Annotated in this window: 14 protein-coding genes and 5 pseudogenes; 11 read left to right on the plus strand and 8 right to left on the minus strand. The window is 69.2% G+C overall.

Features of this window, described 5'->3' with window-relative positions; all coding sequences use genetic code 11:
* Positions 1-106: 106 nt before the first annotated feature.
* Both ACGFSA_RS33050 and ACGFSA_RS33055 read left to right on the plus strand, forming a co-directional pair.
* On the plus strand, positions 107-751 hold the full coding sequence (locus ACGFSA_RS33050; RefSeq protein WP_393309717.1) for an aminotransferase class I/II-fold pyridoxal phosphate-dependent enzyme: 645 nt from the start codon (positions 107-109) through the stop codon (positions 749-751).
* Between the two features lie 75 nt (positions 752-826).
* A complete protein-coding gene (locus tag ACGFSA_RS33055; protein WP_393309718.1) occupies positions 827-1,918 on the plus strand; it encodes a hypothetical protein in 1,092 nt (363 codons plus the stop codon).
* 837 nt (positions 1,919-2,755) lie between these two features.
* Here the strand turns inward: ACGFSA_RS33055 and ACGFSA_RS33060 are convergent.
* A pseudogene (locus tag ACGFSA_RS33060) lies at positions 2,756-3,073 on the minus strand (transposase); the annotation flags it as partial.
* Positions 3,074-3,459: 386 nt separating this feature from the next.
* Between ACGFSA_RS33060 and ACGFSA_RS33065 the strand changes: the two are divergent.
* The 3 genes and pseudogenes from ACGFSA_RS33065 to ACGFSA_RS33075 all read left to right on the plus strand — a co-directional run bounded on the left by ACGFSA_RS33065 (position 3,460) and on the right by ACGFSA_RS33075 (position 4,868).
* Positions 3,460-4,275, plus strand: a complete 816-nt coding sequence (locus ACGFSA_RS33065) for a GPP34 family phosphoprotein (protein ID WP_393309719.1) — start codon at positions 3,460-3,462, stop codon at positions 4,273-4,275.
* A gap of 84 nt (positions 4,276-4,359) precedes the next feature.
* Positions 4,360-4,494, plus strand: a pseudogene (locus ACGFSA_RS33070) (integrase core domain protein); the annotation flags it as partial.
* Positions 4,495-4,601: 107 nt separating this feature from the next.
* Positions 4,602-4,868, plus strand: coding sequence for a hypothetical protein (locus ACGFSA_RS33075; protein ID WP_393309720.1), 267 nt, complete (start codon positions 4,602-4,604; stop codon positions 4,866-4,868).
* 96 nt (positions 4,869-4,964) lie between these two features.
* Here ACGFSA_RS33075 and ACGFSA_RS33080 read toward each other — a convergent pair whose 3' ends face one another.
* Complete coding sequence (locus tag ACGFSA_RS33080) at positions 4,965-5,843, minus strand: class I SAM-dependent methyltransferase (RefSeq protein ID WP_393309721.1); 879 nt, start codon at positions 5,841-5,843, stop codon at positions 4,965-4,967.
* Positions 5,844-6,031: 188 nt separating this feature from the next.
* On the opposite strand from ACGFSA_RS33080, the gene ACGFSA_RS33085 reads away from it, so the two are divergent.
* The 3 genes and pseudogenes from ACGFSA_RS33085 to ACGFSA_RS33095 all read left to right on the plus strand — a co-directional run bounded on the left by ACGFSA_RS33085 (position 6,032) and on the right by ACGFSA_RS33095 (position 8,727).
* Positions 6,032-6,559 carry a hypothetical protein gene (locus ACGFSA_RS33085; protein WP_393309722.1) on the plus strand — a complete coding sequence of 176 codons (528 nt, stop codon included), beginning with the start codon at positions 6,032-6,034 and terminating at the stop codon, positions 6,557-6,559.
* 582 nt (positions 6,560-7,141) lie between these two features.
* Positions 7,142-7,424, plus strand: a pseudogene (locus ACGFSA_RS33090) (MFS transporter); the annotation flags it as partial.
* A gap of 106 nt (positions 7,425-7,530) precedes the next feature.
* Positions 7,531-8,727 (plus strand): TIGR03118 family protein, encoded by a 1,197-nt coding sequence (locus tag ACGFSA_RS33095; RefSeq protein ID WP_393309723.1) that lies wholly within the window; start codon positions 7,531-7,533, stop codon positions 8,725-8,727.
* A gap of 322 nt (positions 8,728-9,049) precedes the next feature.
* On the opposite strand, the pseudogene ACGFSA_RS33100 reads toward ACGFSA_RS33095, so the two are convergent.
* Positions 9,050-9,925, minus strand: a pseudogene (locus ACGFSA_RS33100) (RNA-guided endonuclease InsQ/TnpB family protein); the annotation flags it as partial.
* Between the two features lie 76 nt (positions 9,926-10,001).
* Positions 10,002-10,493, minus strand: coding sequence for an FBP domain-containing protein (locus tag ACGFSA_RS33105; RefSeq protein WP_393309724.1), 492 nt, complete (start codon positions 10,491-10,493; stop codon positions 10,002-10,004).
* A gap of 70 nt (positions 10,494-10,563) precedes the next feature.
* On the opposite strand from ACGFSA_RS33105, the gene ACGFSA_RS33110 reads away from it, so the two are divergent.
* The gene (locus ACGFSA_RS33110; protein WP_393309726.1) at positions 10,564-11,133 is read left to right on the plus strand and encodes a TetR/AcrR family transcriptional regulator; all 570 of its coding nucleotides are present in this window, start codon (positions 10,564-10,566) and stop codon (positions 11,131-11,133) included.
* 91 nt (positions 11,134-11,224) lie between these two features.
* Positions 11,225-12,403, plus strand: a complete 1,179-nt coding sequence (locus tag ACGFSA_RS33115; protein ID WP_393309727.1) for a GDSL-type esterase/lipase family protein — start codon at positions 11,225-11,227, stop codon at positions 12,401-12,403.
* Between the two features lie 372 nt (positions 12,404-12,775).
* On the opposite strand, the gene ACGFSA_RS33120 is transcribed toward ACGFSA_RS33115, so the two are convergent.
* The gene (locus ACGFSA_RS33120) at positions 12,776-13,468 is read right to left on the minus strand and encodes a hypothetical protein (protein WP_393309731.1); all 693 of its coding nucleotides are present in this window, start codon (positions 13,466-13,468) and stop codon (positions 12,776-12,778) included.
* On the opposite strand from ACGFSA_RS33120, the pseudogene ACGFSA_RS33125 reads away from it, so the two are divergent.
* Positions 13,391-13,654, plus strand: a pseudogene (locus ACGFSA_RS33125) (IS200/IS605 family accessory protein TnpB-related protein); the annotation flags it as partial. The gene ACGFSA_RS33120 and the pseudogene ACGFSA_RS33125 overlap by 78 nt on opposite strands.
* Before the next feature lie 125 nt (positions 13,655-13,779).
* Here ACGFSA_RS33125 and ACGFSA_RS33130 read toward each other — a convergent pair.
* The 3 genes from ACGFSA_RS33130 to ACGFSA_RS33140 form a co-directional block, all read right to left on the minus strand.
* The gene (locus ACGFSA_RS33130; protein ID WP_393309728.1) at positions 13,780-14,205 is read right to left on the minus strand and encodes a hypothetical protein; all 426 of its coding nucleotides are present in this window, start codon (positions 14,203-14,205) and stop codon (positions 13,780-13,782) included.
* 131 nt (positions 14,206-14,336) lie between these two features.
* Entirely contained in the window at positions 14,337-15,764 is a 1,428-nt protein-coding gene (locus ACGFSA_RS33135) for an FtsW/RodA/SpoVE family cell cycle protein (protein WP_393309729.1), read from the minus strand.
* 376 nt (positions 15,765-16,140) lie between these two features.
* The coding region (locus tag ACGFSA_RS33140; RefSeq protein WP_393309730.1) for an IS3 family transposase at positions 16,141-16,439 on the minus strand (299 nt) is incomplete at its 5' end.

Genomic DNA, 16,439 nt, shown 5'->3' on the forward strand with positions numbered 1-16,439 from the left:
CCGGGAGGGCAGTCGTCAGGCGCACGAAGCGCGTCAAGCCCGCTGCCGCAAGGTAAGCGGGAATCTCCCGGCTTCAGCCGGGAGAGCACTTCAAGCGATCCCCACCGTGCACAACCCGCTCGGCTGGGTACTGGACCGGGAGCAGCGCGACCGCCTGGTCGCCGTCGCCCGCACACAGGACTGTCTGATCATCGAGGACGGCACCTACGCGTTCCTCGAAGCGTCGCCTCCTGTTCCGCTGCGGACCCTGGCACCCGAACGCACCTGTTACGTCGCCGGGTTGTCGAAGAACGTGGCGCCCAGCCTGCGGTTCGGCTTCGCCGTACTGCCCGGCCGTCATGTGGAGAGTGTGACCAGGATTCTTCGCACGGCGGCCTGGGGAGCCCCCGGTGTCGTCACCGCGCTCGCCACGGGCTGGCTCTCCGACGGCACGGTGAAGCGCCTGGAGCAGGACCGCCGTAAGGACGCCGCCGCCCGGCAGGACATCGCCCGCGCCGCGCTCGCCGGCCTGGACGTCACGGCCCACCCGGCCTCGTACACGGTGTGGCTCGGCCTGGAGCCGCACCAGCGCCCCGACCGGGTCGCGGACGTGCTCGCGGCGGAGGGGATCCTCGTGTCCACCGGGGACGCCTTCGCCTCCGGTCCGCTTCGCCCTGCAGCGCTTCGGCTGGCCCTGGCCACTCCCGCCCTGGACGAACTCGGGCCCGTGCTGCACCACTTGAGGGACGCGATCGAGGCGATCGCGCCGTGACCTCCCGGCCGACGGCTCCTTCGAAGGTCGGTCAGAGGTCTGTCGGCCGTCATCTGGGCCCGGCACAATCGCCGTATGACGATCACCGCGGGCGCGCCCCCCACGCACACCACGCCCGTCGCCCTCGCCCGGGTCTTCCTCACGGGGGGTGTGATCGGGGCGTCGCTGGCCGCTCTCGTCGTGGGCGGGAACGCGGAGAGCGTGCCGCTGATCGTCACGGGGCTGGGTGCGCCCGCGGTCTACGGGCTGCTCCTCTTCCTCGCGGGTGTGCCACGGCGGGCCCGGGAGGCGGCGGTCGCACCCCGTACGGCTCTCGCGATGATCGAGAGCCTGCAGGCCGTCGGGGGTGAGTCGGGCGATGTACCGGTGCGGTTCGATCTCACCGTCGCACCGGATGACGCGCCGGTGTACCGCGTCGAGGTCAGGCAGGAGATCAACCTCGTCGACCTGCCCGACTACCGGCCGGGCGGCGTCCTGGTGGTCCAGTACCCGCCCCACCAGCCGTGGCGGGTGAGGATCGTGAAGCGGCCGACACCCGAGTGGGAGGAGCGGGTGGCCGGGGCCCGCCTCGACTCGGCGCCCGGGCCGGCCATGGCGAGCGATCCCCCGGACAGCTGGGCCCCCGGCCTCGTCACGCTCCTCGGCCTGCTGCTCGGCGCGGCCGCCGTGCTCCTCCTGTTCCGCGGTGACCTGTTCGGCGAGGACGCCTCCGCACAGCCGCCCTCCGCTGCTCAGCCGTCCGTCTCCTCCACGTCATCGACCACGGTCGTGTCGTCGGCGTCCGGCACGGTCGCCCTCGGCCCGGACCAGTCGTTCGGTGACAAGGGCGAACTGCGCCGGGCCATGGACGCGCTCACCAAGGGCAAGGACAGCCGCCGGGCACTCACCGTCGTCGTACAGGAACGCCTGCTGTCCGTCGTGTTCTCGCCCACCGGTTCACAAGCCCCACAGTTCGACCCGGGTTCCCTGCCTTACGACCGTTTCCCCGCTCTGGTCGAGGAGGCCACGACCACGCTCAGCGTCGACCCCCCGCAGTCCTGGCAGATCACCGTTGACCGCCTCACCGGCTCCCTCACCGTCAGGGTCCTTGTGACAGGGCCCGAAGGCGCGGCCTCGCTGGAGGCGGACGGGGAGGGCAAGGTGGTGCAGCGCGCCCCGGCGGGCTGACCACAGGGCCCGGCAGGGGCCCGCCAGGACCGGGGGCTGTGCGGTGACTTGGGGCCGCTGGTAGATCTCGCACGCGATGGGCTGTCCGCGGCGGAGGGCGCTCCGGGTCGTCGACAGTCCACTCGCAGTGTGCTTCGTCGTCGGACAGGAGACAGACGCATGGACTGGCACGGACTTCTGGCGCTGTGGTGCGCGGTGTTCGGCGCGCTGGCGCTGATCGGGTACGGGAGGTCGCTGGCCGGGGTGACCCGGGTCCAGCGGACGGTCCGGGTCAGGGGACGGATCGAGCGGGTGCGGGAGCCCCGGCACGGGGGCTCCCTGAACGACGGGATACCGGTGGTCGTCTCCTTCCGCGACCCGTCCACCGGGCAGGAGTTCACCGTGACGAACGACGGTGAGCACGGCGAGAGGGTCACAACAGCCTGGACGGGCCGGGAGATCGGGGTCCGCTACCTGCGCGGGAGACCCCATGGCTTCCGGTTCACCAGCGACCTCAGCGCACGTCAGTACGGGCTCGGCTGGCCGAACTTCGCGGTCTTCCTGGTCTACGTCGGTCTGGTCGTCGTCGCCGCGATCGACTGGGGCTGGCCGTGGGCCCTGCTCGGCTTCAGCGTGCCCTGGACCGTCTCCATCGCGTACTACCTGCCTGAGAGCGCACGCGACAGGAGCCGCCATCTCAACACGCTGGACTCCATGTCCGCCGTCCCCGCCCGCGTCGTCGCCGTACTGAAGAACGTCCACACCGACGAGGACGGCCACACCTCCACCACCCTGATGCCGGTCGTGGCCTTCACCACCCACGGGGGCACGGCCGTCACCGCCTACTGCGCCTCAGGGCAGCCCGTCCTTGGACGCGGCCCCGTTCGGCAGGAACCTGCCCGGCCGGTCAGGGTCGGGCTTCGGCGCAGGGGCCTTGCTCATGTTGCGGATCCTGAGGTCTTCGTGCGCGATGAGATCGTGCTCACGGACCATCGCGAGAGCGGTCTTGTGCGCATGGTCGAGCCGCTGACGGCGAACCTTGCCGTGCAGCCCGGCGACCCTCTCCACGACGCGCCGGTGGTTGGCCGCCCGGTTGTGCTTGCGGCGGGGGAACCGGGCGAGGGCCTGCTGCGCGGCTTCGAGCTTCGCGGCGGCGATACGCCCGGGCCGCGGGTGGGCCGCATCAGGAACGTGTACGCACGAATCACCCAGCCCACCCCCTTCGGCTTTCCTGATCAACATAGTGGGCCCCACCGACAACGGCGCAGAGCACTCCGGCGCTCCGCGCCTCCGCCCCAGGGATCGCATCCCTACGGCGTAAACGCCGGGATTCCCCCCGAAGATCAAGAGACGGCCCTTTTTGACTGACTCACGGGTCCTCACACAGTGACCTGTGCGTCTGGGCTTGGCATCCCAGAAGTGGGCGCTCCTGCACGGTCGGCACACTGGAAACCCTTGCCACGCTTGGACTTTTGAGGCCCGGTGGGACCTCCGACGGGAGCGAGCACAGAGGGGCCGCGGAGGACCCCCCTCCACGGACGGCCGCGCATACCCTGGCACGTATGACTATGGGGGATGAACTGCTCCTGCTCGCGATACGCCCCGGCAGGCGGCGAATACGGATACGGGCCGAGGACCGGCTCCGGTTCGCCCTGCGGGCATCGGAGTTGGCGGATCTGGGCCTGGCCGGACGGATCGCCGTCGGCCCCCGGCGGATCGAGGTGATGGACTCCCAGCGCGTCGAGGACCGCCGCCTGAACAACGTCCTGCGCAGTCTGGGCGCAACCGCTCCCCCGCCCAGCCTCAAGGACTGGCTGCGCCGGACATCACGCTCCCTCACCACCGAATACCTCTCCCGGCTGGAGGACCAGAAGGCGGTCCGCGTCCGCCGTTGGCGCGACCCCAGCGGCCGTACCCGCCACGACATTCTCTCCGTCGACCTACCGCGCCGCCAGGCGCTGCTGGCCCGTCTCGACAGCGTGGTCCGCTCCGGCTCCGAAATGTCCGCCGCCGACCGCGACCTCACCCTCGCCGCCCTCGTCCAGGCTGCGGGCCTCGCCCCTGCCGCCTACCCAGGCCTGCGGGGCATCACCGACCGCCGCCGTTTGGCCACCCTCGCCGCAACTTTCCGCCTCGTCCCCGCAACCGCCAAGGCGGCCCCGGCAGCCGACGAGGAACTCGCTGCGGCACTGACCACCGGTGCCGATGTCCTCACCCGCCAACTCCTCGGCGAGCTCAGCGACCTTTACGCCGACTTCACCACCGGCGGCCACAGCCTCGGCCACGACCTGGACCCGGGCAGTTGGTCCGAGGGCGGCGCAGGCGGCGCCGGCCACCATGGCGGCGGGCACGGGGACGGCGGCCACGGCAGCTGGTGACACCGGCAGCCGGAAGCCGCACGCCCCTTGTCCGAACCCGGGGCCCATTGCACCGCGACGGCCGCATACCTGGCGGCGTTCTGGAAATACCACCGCCGGGCGTTCGCGCATTACGGTGGGGTGCCCGGCGTGATCGTCTACGACCGGACCAAGACCGTGGTCCGCCGCCATGTCGCCCCCGGTGAAGCGGTCCCCCTGCATCCGGCCGAGCACGTCGGCCGGACCGACGCCGGCAAGCTGGCCTACCTCGAATTCCTCGACCTGGTCCTGGAAGAAGAACTCGCCGTCCGTGAAGAGCGTCGCTTCCGCCATGCGCCACCGCCGTCATGCTGATCGCTGCCCCCGTGGCCGGGCTGCTGCTGGTGGTGTGCACGCCGGTCCTCCTCCCGATCCAGACGCGGCACGGTGCCGACGGGAGGCCCGGCCCGGCGGGCGCGTACCTTCGATTCGTCAGCGAGTGCCCGCCCTACGTGCTGGAGCCTGCGCAGCTGCTCAGCGGTTGCCTCCAGCGCCTCCAGATCCGTGTGGAGCGTCTCCAGATGGTCGGCGCGCAGTGCTTCCACGTCGACAGCCGGACGGCCAGAGGGCGTTGAAAGCGAGTGCGTGCGCGGGGACGGTGACGGCTGTTGGGACCAAAGCGAGCAGGATGTATGTCTGCCGCCAGGACAGGCGGTCGGCGAGCGTGGCGATCACGGAGCAGGTTTGCCAGCACGGACCATGACGTAGCCCATTTTGTCCCGGCACAGGCCGAGGATCAGCGGATAGGCCGAGTCCAGTTGCGTGGCGATGTCGGTGCCCAGGAGTTCCTCGATCTGCTGGCGACGTGCCGCGAAGATCTGGGGGATCAGGTGGTAGGTGGGTGTGAAGTCGCCGGTCCTGTCACGTACGCGGTCGATGGTGAAGCCGGCCTGCCGGGCGAGGGCTGGGTAGTCGTCGAGGGAGCCGGGTAGGCGAGCGAGCGCGAAGCCTGCGCGAAACAGCGCCACGTCCTGGTCGGTGAACGGGACGTGTTCGAAGCAGTCCGCGAGGACGAGCCGGCCACCGGGGCGCAGGACGCGCTTGGCCTCGTGCAGAGCACGGGGGCGGTTGGCGAAGTGGGCGAACGACTCGATCGCCCACACGGCGTCGAACGACGCGTCCTCGAACGGCAGGTTCATCGCGTCGGCCTGCAGGAACTCGGTGCGGTCGGCGACGCCGGCGCGGGCGGCGCGGGCGCGGGCCTGCTCGACCTGGGCGCTGCTGGCGGTGATACCGAGGACATGCCCGCCGGAGACGTGGGCCAGACGCACCGTGGGCCGTCCGGTGCCGCAGCCCACGTCCAGCGCTCGTTGCCCGGGCCCGAGGGCGAGCTCGTCGATCAGTTCGTCGGTCCACCGGTCCTGCGCGGCTGTCAGCTCCTGCCACGCCTCGTCCGCCGACAGCGTCCGCCCGGGCTTCGGGCGCACCCCGTCGTCCCACATGCCCAGGTGCATGCTGTCGCCCATCGTCAGGCCGTACAGACCCCCCAAGCGGTCGTACCACGCTCCGACCTCCTGCACGGAAGGCCCCTGATCCGCTGTCTGCTCCATGACGTCCTCCCTGCGCGGACCGGTCCGGGCCGATACGCCGCGCCCGGCTCCTTTCCGCCGTGCGCCCTTCAGCGTGCGGGGCCGGTGAACCTGTGGGGAAGGGCGCGCGGGGCGGAGCTCGGCGCACCTCGGTGCGCCCCCGCACCACAACGGCGGCGCCGGTCGACGTCACCCCGGACGATGCGCCCGTGCCGGTCGACGCTGCGGAGGCGGCGGTGCCGGTGGCCACAGGTCCGCGGGTTGTGCCGGTTGCCGAGTGCATCGCACGGGCGGAGGCGGCGCGGCTGGACGTGATCGCGCGGAAGTCGGGACCGGTGGCCGGTGAGGTAGTCGCCGTATGGACGGACTGCATGTATGACGTGCGCCGGTCGGGCGGGTACGTGGGGGGTCTGCGGCTGGACGGCGCGGCGGAGCTGTCGCGGGTGCTGACCACGATCGGCCAGGGCGCGGAGGCCGGGGACATCGTGACGGCAGGCCGCCGGCTGACAGGCTCGGGGGCCAGGCGCAGCGTCAGCGGGCCCAGAGCGCCACTGGCGGCGAGCTCCTCACCCGCGTGCTCGGCAAGGTCCTCGGCCAACCCGGTCTGGTCCATGTCGAGTTCGGTTCAGGCGCCGTCGTCGTGGCGGACGATCACACTCGACGTCGTAGAACACACCCGGTGGGTGTCGCGGGTGGTGGTGACGGTCAAAGTCACAACAGGACTCAAGTCGCCGTAATGAGCGGCAAAGGTCTCGCGGGCGGACTCGGTCAGCAGCGCGGTCTTCACAGGAGGTGGCCTGTCTGACGGTGACGGGAATTGTCAGCGGGGCCGGGACACGGGGTGGTCACCGCCGTTCGGCCCGGCCGGCACAAACCGTGCCCGGGCAGCGGGTTAGGGCCGCAACCACCGGCGGGCGACTGCCGCGACACCCGGGTGCGGGCGGACCAATGCGCGGTGAGCCGTTCAGTGGTGTCGGGTAGGGCCGGGCCGGCGCAGACGGTTGCCGCGGCTGCCGCTGGTTGCAGCGCGGGGTCTTCGGGTGGGGTGCCGGACGGCTGCTCTCCGGCCCGGGGTTGCGGTGACCGGGCTGGTGGGTGCACCGTGGCCCGGCCCGGGAGACTGTGCGGTCAAAATGTCTCCCGCGCCCGGCGGCGGCTGCAGCCTGTTCAGCCCGGACCGGACCATCACGGGGTCCTCGCTGTAGCACTCGGTGACGACGTCGTCGAAGCCGGCCTTCGGGTTGTTGATGACGACTTTTGAATTTCCCTACCTGGTGCCCTGATGCGGGCCAAACCTGCTCCGGCGCCCCGCCCGAAGACGTGGCCAGGTGATGACCCTGTTCATGATGGTCTTCATGGGCGGTACGCCGCTGGGCGCGCGCCGGTCGTCGGCTGGATCACCGACACCTACGGCGCCCGGGTCGGCTTCGCCGTCGGCGGCGTCATCTCGGCCGCCCGCCGTCACCATCAGCCTGGTCCTTTGGCCCCGTCGGCGGCCTGCGCCTGTCGGCCGGCCGGAACCACGGCCACCCGCACGTGCGGTTCGTTCCGAAGGAGCGGCTGGCCACGGCGGCGTACGAATCGGCGTGGACAGCGGCGTGAAATTCCGCCTGCCGATGACGTGCTCTGCGTGTCGTTGATGTGTGTAGTTGCTATTACATGAGATGACTTTTACCTGTTTGCCCCGTACTGGAACAGGAGTATCCGTATGGCATCACAGACATCGGCCCGTAGACCCCGTCCGAGTCTGCGGCAGCTGACCGCGGTCACGCTCGCCCTGGGCGCGCTCGGCGCACTGGGCGCCGCGGCGCCGCCCGGGGCCGAGGACGCGCCGTCCAAGGCCGATCACGGCTTCCGCCAGCGCGATCTCGTGTCCGACATCCCGGGCAGGGCGGAGACGACCGACCCGAACCTCGTCAACCCCTGGGGTCTGGCCCGCACGCCCGCCGGCAAGATCTTCGTCTCGGACAACGGCTCGGACAAGGCCACGACGTACTCGGGCGCCGTGCACAACCAGCCGGTCAACATCCTCCCTCAGGTCGTGTCGATCCCCGAGGGCGGCGCCCCGACCGGGGTCGTGCGCAACGACACCGACGCCTTCCGCTTCACCGACTCCTGGTCCGGGAAGTCCGGGGTCGCCCGCTTCCTCTTCGCGGGGGAGGACGGTGACGTCTTCGCCTTCAACCCGAACGTGAACCCGACGAACGCCGTCCGGGTCGCGCACGAGGACAGTGATGGCGAGACCGCCGTCTTCAAGGGCCTGACGATCGTGCCGGGCAAGAAGGAGTGCGGGCACGGCAAGAAGTACGGGGAGGACTGCAAGAAGGGCGACAAGTGCCACAAGCCGCGCCTGCTGGTCGCGAACTTCCGTGACGCCCGCATCGACAGCTTCGACACGAACTTCCACCTCCTGCTGCCGGACGACCGGTTCCAGGATCCGAACATCGAGAGCGGCTTCGCGCCGTTCGACATCAAGCTGATCGGCGACAAGGTCTTCGTGACCTACGCCAAGCAGGACGCCGACAAGCACGACGACGTCGCCGGTCCCGGCAACGGCTTCATCGACGTGTTCAGCACGGAGGGCAGGCTGCTCACACGCTTCGCGAGCCACGGCGTGCTCAACTCGCCCTGGGGCCTCGAGACGGCGCCCAAGAAGTTCGGGAAGTTCTCCGGTGACCTGCTCGTCGGCAACTTCGGAGACGGCAAGATCAACGCCTTCGACCTGAGGACCGGCCGGTTCGAGGGAACCCTGACGGACCGCAACGGGAACCCGATCGTGATCCCCGGGTTGTGGGGCCTCCAGCGCGGCACCGACAAGTCGGGCGGCAGGGACAGCGTCTGGTTCGCGGCGGGAATCAACGGCGAGAACGACGGGCTTCTCGGCACTCTGCGCGCCGAGAAGTGATCCGACGCCGCACCCCGGGTGCTCGCCGGGCGGGGTGACCGCGGCAGCCATCGTCGCGATCATGCGGTTCGGACCGGCGGCTGCTGAGCTCTGGACGCCGTGGAGGGCGAGAGCCCTGAGTCTGATGACACCGACCAGTCCGGCGGGCATCCTTCTTCCGGTAGCGGAGCGCGCCGGTGAGGTCGACGTCGGCGGACCAGTCGGCCGGGTGAGGTTCGCCCCGGGGTGTGGCGCCTTCGAGGACGGCGAGGAGCTGCTCGTACAGCTTGTCGGTCGGCTCGGTGGGGTGACTCCTTCCCCTCGTGAACGAGGGGGCTTCTCGTTACGCCGGGTTGGCGTTTCTACGGACCAGCCCGGCCCGTAGAACGTTGGTTGCTCCCACGGTGTCCGCGTGCGCCTGGTGGCCGCACGCGACGCAGTGGAACTTCTCCTGTGCGGGCCGGTTCTCCCTGGCGGTGTGCCCGCATTCGGGGCACCGCCACGAGGTGTTGCGGGGATCCACGGCGATCACTTCCCGTCCGGCGCTTTCAGCCTCGGCGTTGAGGATTGCGAGGAACACCCCCCACCCGGCATCAGCGATCGAGCGGTTCAGCCCGTCCTTGGACGCGGCCCCGTTCGGCAGGAACCTGCCCGGCCGGTCAGGGTCGGGCTTCGGCGCAGGGGCCTTGCTCATGTTGCGGATCCTGAGGTCTTCGTGCGCGATGAGATCGTGTTCACGGACCATCGCGAGAGCGGTCTTGTGCGCGTGGTCGAGCCGCTGACGGCGAACCTTGCCGTGCAGCCCGGCGACCTTCTCCACGACGCGCCGGTGGTTGGCCGCCCGGTTGTGCTTGCGGCGGGGGAACCGGGAAAGGGCCCGCTGCGCGGCTTCGAGCTTCGCGGCGACGATACGCCCGGGCCGCGGACCGGGGACGAAACCGCCGTTGGAATCGGCGAGGAAGTTCGTGACGCCCAGGTCGATGCCGACGACACTGCCGGTCGGCGGGAGCGGATCGGGCCGGGCCTGCTCGGCGGTCAGCACGACGAACCACTTACAGCCCTCGCGCTTGACGCTGACGGTCTTGACCTTTCCGATCACGGCCCGGTGCTGGTGAACCTTGACGTGCCCGACGCCCTGGAGCCGCACGCGGGTCACCGGGTCGTGCGAGGTGGCATCCCAACGGCACCCGTCGCCATCCCTGGGAAAGTCCACGGTGTCGATCACCACACCTGTCACCGCAGATGACGCCGCGTCACATCCAATACGGGCAGGTGTGGCGTGCATGGCTGGTGCTTCATGCGGTGACCTTGGCGATGAACGCGGCGAGGTTCGCGACGGTCCGCTGGATCTTCTCATCCAAGGTGAGCGACTCGGGAAGCCGCGCGCCGACGCCCGCATCCTTCTTGCCCCGCACGTACAGCGGGCAGGCAAGGTCGCTGCATATGTAGGCGCCCACGGAGTTGCCCTGCTGCCCGGCCTTGCCCGCCTTCGCCGCGACCATCAGCGAGACGCCCCCGGTGTGGGTGGTCATGCACATCGAGCACATGCTGCGCCGCATCTGCCAGGAGGTGGCACTGGGGCAGCGCAGGGCGAGCGCCACCAGGTGGCCGTCCAGCTCGGTGGCGAGATAGGCCCGGTCGGGGGCCTGGGGGTCACGCCAGCCGAGGAAGTCCAGGTCGTCCCAGGGCCGCTCGGCCAGGTCGCGAGGGACGGACAGGCGCTTCGCCTCGCCCTTGGTGCAGTTCACGAACGCGGTACGGATCTCTTGCTCAGTCAGCGGTTTCATGAGCAGCAGGCTAATTTGCCTATATGCTTTAGGCAAATGCATAATGACTATCGCTGAATGGAGGAAGGTCATGGTTAGAGTGGGGTTGACCGCGGAGCGTCTGACCCTGGCGGGGGCGGAACTGGCCGACGAGGTCGGTTTCGATCAGGTGACCGTTTCGGCGCTCGCCCGGCGGTTCGACGTCAAGGTTGCGAGTCTGTACTCACACCTGAAGAACTCCCAGGAGCTCAAGACCAGGATCGCCCTGTTTGCCCTGGAGGAACTCGCCGACCGGGTCGCCGATGCCCTGGCCGGGCGTGCCGGCAAGGACGCCCTGGCCGCCTTTGCGGATGCCTACCGCGACTACGCCCGGGAGCACCCCGGTCGCTATACCGCCGCCCGTCTCCGGCTCGACCCCGAGACGGCGGCCGCCAGCGCCGGGGTGCGGCACGCACAGATGACGCGGGCGATCCTGCGCGGCTATGACCTGACGGAGCCGGACCAGACGCACGCGGTCCGGATGCTGGGCAGCGTCTTCCACGGCTACGTCAGCCTGGAGCTGGCCGGAGGCTTCGAGCACAGCGCCCCCGGCGCGCAGGAATCCTGGGCCTGGATCGTGGATTCCCTCGACGCTCTGCTACGGAACCGGACCACACCCTGACCAGCAGGGGGCCGCACCGCCGGAGGCGGTCCGCCGCGCCGGGCACCGGCACATCTGAACATTCCGAAATCTTGATCACCAGGCTGAGGCAATGAACACCGAGCACGACACGATCACCACACCTGTCACCGCGGACATCCTGCGCGGCTTCCTCGACGTGGAAGCGACCGCGCACGGTCTGCTGCCACATCGGCTGCCCGCCCGGGCGCGCCGGCAGATCCCTGACAACCAACTGGCCGTGGCCGAGGCCCAGCCCTCCGGCGTGCGGTTGGTTTTCCGTACCCGGGCCACCACGATCGAACTGGACACGCTGCCCACCAAGCGGGTCTACCGAGGGTTCCCGGCCCCGGCGGACGGCGTGTACGACCTGCTGGTCGATGGCCGTCTCGTTGCCCAGGCCACGGTGACCGGCGGTAACGTGCGCACGATCACCGACATGGTCACCCAGTCCTCCGAGCTGTCAGAGGGGCCTGCCGGCACCGCCCGGTTCACCGATCTGCCACCGGGTGACAAGGATGTCGAGATCTGGCTCCCGCATACGGAGATCACCGAGCTGATCGCCCTGCGTACCGACGCCCCCATCGAGAAGGCGCCGGACAGCGAGCGCAGGGTGTGGCTGCACCACGGCAGTTCCATCAGCCACGGCTCGAATGCCACTCATCCGACCGCTATCTGGCCGGCCCTGGCAGCTACCCAAGGCGGAGTGGAGCTCTTCAACATGGGGTTCGGCGGCAGCGCGCTGCTGGACCCGTTCACCGCCCGAGCGATGCGGGACGCACCCGCGGACCTGATCAGCGTCAAGGTCGGCATCAATGTCGTCAATACCGACGCGATGCGCCTGCGCGCCTTCACCCCCGCGGTCCACGGCTTCCTCGACACCATCCGCGAGGGGCATCCGACCACGCCGCTGCTGGTCGTGTCCCCCATCCTGTGTCCGGTCCAGGAGGACACCCCCGGCCCTCTCGCCCCCGACTTCGACGGCGGCACCTTGCGGTTCAAGGCGACGGGCGATCCGGCCGAACGCGCCGCCGGGCGCCTGACGCTCAACGTCATCCGTGACGAACTCGCCCGGATCGTCGAACAGCGGGCGGCTGACGACCCGAACCTGTACCACCTCGATGGCCGTGACCTGTACGGCGAGAGGGACTACGCCGAATTCCCGCTGCCCGACGGGGTCCACCCTGATCCGGCAGGACACCGCCGCATCGGCGAGAACTTCGCGCGACTCGCGTTCGGCGACGGCGGCCCCTTCGCCATCAAGACCGGCTGATGCTGCTGGCAGAGTTCACGCTAGGGATGCTGCCCCACGCCGGCTCCTCGTGATGAGAGAGCGCCATGCCTTCCCGCGTCGAGGAGATGGCGGATTGTCGCCAGGTCTACAAGCCGTCAGATTCAGCTCTTTTGCGGGACCGGTCCTTCCGACTAGTGCCGTGACCGGCAATGTTTGCCCCGTGAGGAGCGTCGTCCAGTGCGTGCGATCGCAAGGCGGCCGGAAGTCCTTGGATGGGGTCTCCCCTGCTCGAACGAAGCTGAGAGCTTGGGGAAGGAGCTACCAGGGCTTGTGGCCAACGCGGCGAGCAGGCGTGCTGGACGACGCGACGGGGCAAAGCTTGCCGGGAGGGGCACTAGCTTCTGCGCAGCGCTACATCGCCTGGCGTACCCGGTGCTCTGCTTGCCGAGCATCGGGACTTTGGCGCGCGATTTTCTGAACCTGTGAGGGGAACGTCCCATGCACATCCCCCGTAAGAGACTGCGTCGACCTGTCGCCGGCGGGCCTTCCCAGTGCCGCGGCGGCGACGCCTTCGCCGGAGGAGATGAGCCTGCTACCCGAGCCGGAGAAGGCGGCGACGCCGTCGACAATGACCTTGATCACCGGGGACACGGCTGCCCACGTCGCGTCCACCATCGCGGTCAGCTGTGCCGACTCGGGCACCTTCATCGCGCCTGCAGGGCTGCGCGGGGAGCGGAGACAGCGGACATGACGGACGCGGATGTGGTGCCCGAGGCCGAATGGGAGGGGCTGGGTGTCCCGCCCTTCGACCGGCGGGTCTACCTGGAGGCACTGCGCCACCCCGACGCCGGGGTCACCGGCTGGGCCGAAGGGCTCGGCGCCGAACCGGGGCGGGTACGGGGCGCCGCCGAGCGCCTGCTGGACCTTGGCCTGCGGCGCAGCACGGTGGAAGGCCGGCCACGGCTGGAGCCGGTGGACCCGCGGCTTGCGATGCGTGCGGCCGTTCGGCGGCGTCAGGAGGGAGCCGGACGACGCGCCCTCGGACACCCGGTCCGGCGTCGGACGGCACCGCCCCCACACGACCGGAGTGATCGTGCGGGGCATCGGACCGCCCAGGCCGGACCGAGCACCCGAGGACGTGAGGGAACCCGCCCACCCACAACGGACCGGCCCCCTGGAGAGCCGCCACCGAACGGGACGCGAAAGCGGGAACCCAGCGCATCCAACACCGTTCGGGACGCGCCCAGTACACAGCAGTGGGTCCAGGACTCACTCATGCGCACTGGATAGGAACGGTGAGATGCAGTCCAACCTGGCATGACGTCTGCCGGCGCCGGCGCCGGCGTTACGAACGCAAGGCGGGCTTTTCGTCGCGCCCGTGGCAATATCCGCGCCGGTCATCGTCCAGCGCCGCCTCACTCATCGGGGTGATCATGCAACAGTGACGCTGGCCCATTCCCACGATTGTCAGGACTCAGCAGGTCGGTGAGTCGCTTCACCCATCCCTTGCGAGGCTGGTTGTCCCTGTCGATCAGGAAACGCGCTGTCTGTAGTGGGTCGCGCGGGGGCTGTCCTGCCTGATGGAGTTGCCAGTAGCGGGCCACTCTCCGCTCCAGATCGGCCAGGTCAACTCCATCGGTCCTGGTCAGAACGACCGTGCCCTCCCACGCTTCGGGGGCGGTGAGTGCCAGCAATCGGCCGTCAGGAGTGTAGGCCGCCGTGTACTCGCCCTCCGACACATCAATCGCCTCCAGGTAGTTCGTGGCGTGCACGAAGGACTCGAAGAGGATCAGGTCTTCGTCTCGGTCAAAGACGAGCACGGTGTCGGGAGGGAGATCCATGCCGACCATTGTGACAGCCACTTCCGTACCGGCCGGCCGGCAGGGAGGACAAGAGCTGGCCGAACCTGGCGTCGGCGCTGTCCACCAAGACGATCAACTGGGATCTGATCCGCCAGCAGTACGACCAGATATCACGGGCGCACCACCTGGAGCATCTCGGGATCGGGATCGGGGTGGGGGTCGGGCACGGGGCGGCGTGCGGTGTCGCTGATGCGGATCAGGATGCCGACGAGGGCCCAGTTGGCGATGACGGAGGAACCGCCGTATGCCAGGAACGGCATCGTCATACCGGTCAGCGGGATCAGGCCCATCACACCGCCGGCGACGACGAAGACCTGCAGGGCGAACGCGCCCGACAGGCCGATGGCGAGTAGTTTGCCGAACGGGTCGCGGGCCGCGAGGGCGGTACGTACGCCGCGCTCCACGATCAGGCCGTAGATCAGCAGGATTGCCATGATGCCCGTCAGGCCCAGTTCCTCGCCGAAGGTGGCGAGGATGAAGTCGGAGTTGGCGGCGAACCGGATGAGGTCGGAGCGGCCCTGGCCGAGGCCGGTGCCCACGGTGCCGCCGGAGCCGAACGCCCACAGCGCCTGCATCGACTGCTCGGAGTGACCGGCCACGTCCTGGCGGCTGAGCGTGTACTCCTTCATCGGGTCGAGCCATGCCTGGACACGCTGCTGGACGTGCGACTCGAAGGACGCGACGCCGACGGCGCCGCCTGCGGACATCAGCAGACCGAAGACGATCCAGCTGGTCCGCTCGGTGGCGACGTACAGCATGATGACGAACATTCCGAAGAACAGCAGCGACGTGCCGAGGTCGGTCTCGAAGATCAGGATCAGAATCGAGAGGAACCAGACGACCAGGATCGGGCCGAGGTCGCGGCCGCGCGGCAGGTACAGGCCCATGAAGCGGCGGCTGGCCAGGGCCAGCGCGTCGCGCTTGACCATCAGGTAGCCGGCGAAGAAGATCGCGAGCACAATCTTCGCGAACTCACCGGGCTGGATGCTGAAGCTGCCGACGTGGATCCAGATCTTGGCGCCGTATATGTCGGCGCCCAGGCCCGGGACCAGCGGCAGCAGCAGGAGGAACAGGGCGCCCGCCATGGAGATGTAGGTGTAGCGCTGCAGGACGCGGTGGTCCTTGAGGAAGATCAGGACGACGATGAAGAGGGCGATACCCATCGTCGTGTACATCAGCTGCCGTGGCGCGGCTGTTCCCGCCTGCTTGATCGACTGCAGCAGCTCGGACTGGTCCAGCCGCCAGATGACGACCAGGCCGAGTCCGTTCAGCAGCGTGGCCAGCGGCAGTAGCAGCGGGTCCGCGTACGGCGCGGACTTCCGTACGACGAGATGGGCGACGCCGGCCAGCAGGCCCAGGCCCAGGCCATAGCTCAGCAGGCCGGACGGCACCTGGTTCTTGATGGCCAGCCCGACGTTGGCGTAGGCGAACACCGGGATGACGACGGCGAACACCAGCAGCGCGAGCTCGGTGTTGCGCTGGCTCGATGCGCCGATCGTGTACGTGTGGTGCGTCGACGTGTTTGAAGTACTGCTCATCGTGTGACGGGGCCTCTCACGGCTTGCATCCTGCTGACCGCACAGCAAGGAGACGACCTTCTGCTCTCCTCCGACAGGCCGGAGCCGCGGCCGGGAGTGGGTGCGGTAGTGGTCTGGGACGGCGAAGTTGGCGGAGTCGGCGGCGCTGTTGCCTTGGATATCGCCTTAGACGTGAAGGAAGCGTGTGTGGTTCCTGTGGTGCCTGTGGTACCGCCGGCCTTGCCCTGGCCCGTCCTGGTGTTGTTCTGGGACTCGGTATCGTGCTGTCGTTCCCGGCCCTCGCGACTCCTTCGCCCCCCTACTCAACCAGCCCACAGGGCGAAAGCGCTAACTACCCGGCCTTGGAAGTTCCCCCCTGATCATGGACAGTGGGTGGTTACGCTGCGGGGGCAAGGTCTCGCGTCGTCGGTGCCCTGGTTTCGAGTGGGGTGACGTACCCGTAGACGGGGTGCTTGCGTAGACGGGTACGGTTGTACTCGACCTCGATGAAGCGGAAGACGTCGGCTCGGGCGGCCTGGTGGGACTCCCAGACGATGGTCCCGATCTCCGCTTTCAGCAGCCCGAAGAAGCTCTCGGCTGGGGCGTTGGCGTGAGCTGTCGAATGCGCTCGTTCGCCGTGGTGACGATGGATCTGTGCGGTTGATCCATCCGTTCCATCCGAGGAGCGGGGAGGTC

Source organism: Streptomyces sp. NPDC048496 (assembly GCF_043200055.1).
GTDB lineage: Bacteria > Actinomycetota > Actinomycetes > Streptomycetales > Streptomycetaceae > Streptomyces.

Excerpts from the sequence above, each read along its gene's own strand:
- ACGFSA_RS33110 (WP_393309726.1), top strand. The coding sequence starts at position 10,564 with ATGGTTAGAGTGGGGTTGACCGCGGAGCGTCTGACCCTGGCGGGGGCG.
- ACGFSA_RS33135 (WP_393309729.1), bottom strand. The coding sequence starts at position 15,764 with ATGAGCAGTACTTCAAACACGTCGACGCACCACACGTACACGATCGGC.
- ACGFSA_RS33130 (WP_393309728.1), bottom strand. The coding sequence starts at position 14,205 with ATGGATCTCCCTCCCGACACCGTGCTCGTCTTTGACCGAGACGAAGAC.
- ACGFSA_RS33080 (WP_393309721.1), bottom strand. The coding sequence starts at position 5,843 with ATGGAGCAGACAGCGGATCAGGGGCCTTCCGTGCAGGAGGTCGGAGCG.
- ACGFSA_RS33120 (WP_393309731.1), bottom strand. The coding sequence starts at position 13,468 with ATGCCCCGCACGATCACTCCGGTCGTGTGGGGGCGGTGCCGTCCGACG.
- ACGFSA_RS33115 (WP_393309727.1), top strand. The coding sequence starts at position 11,225 with ATGAACACCGAGCACGACACGATCACCACACCTGTCACCGCGGACATC.
- ACGFSA_RS33075 (WP_393309720.1), top strand. The coding sequence starts at position 4,602 with ATGCTGATCGCTGCCCCCGTGGCCGGGCTGCTGCTGGTGGTGTGCACG.
- ACGFSA_RS33065 (WP_393309719.1), top strand. The coding sequence starts at position 3,460 with ATGACTATGGGGGATGAACTGCTCCTGCTCGCGATACGCCCCGGCAGG.
- ACGFSA_RS33105 (WP_393309724.1), bottom strand. The coding sequence starts at position 10,493 with ATGAAACCGCTGACTGAGCAAGAGATCCGTACCGCGTTCGTGAACTGC.
- ACGFSA_RS33055 (WP_393309718.1), top strand. The coding sequence starts at position 827 with ATGACGATCACCGCGGGCGCGCCCCCCACGCACACCACGCCCGTCGCC.
- ACGFSA_RS33095 (WP_393309723.1), top strand. The coding sequence starts at position 7,531 with ATGGCATCACAGACATCGGCCCGTAGACCCCGTCCGAGTCTGCGGCAG.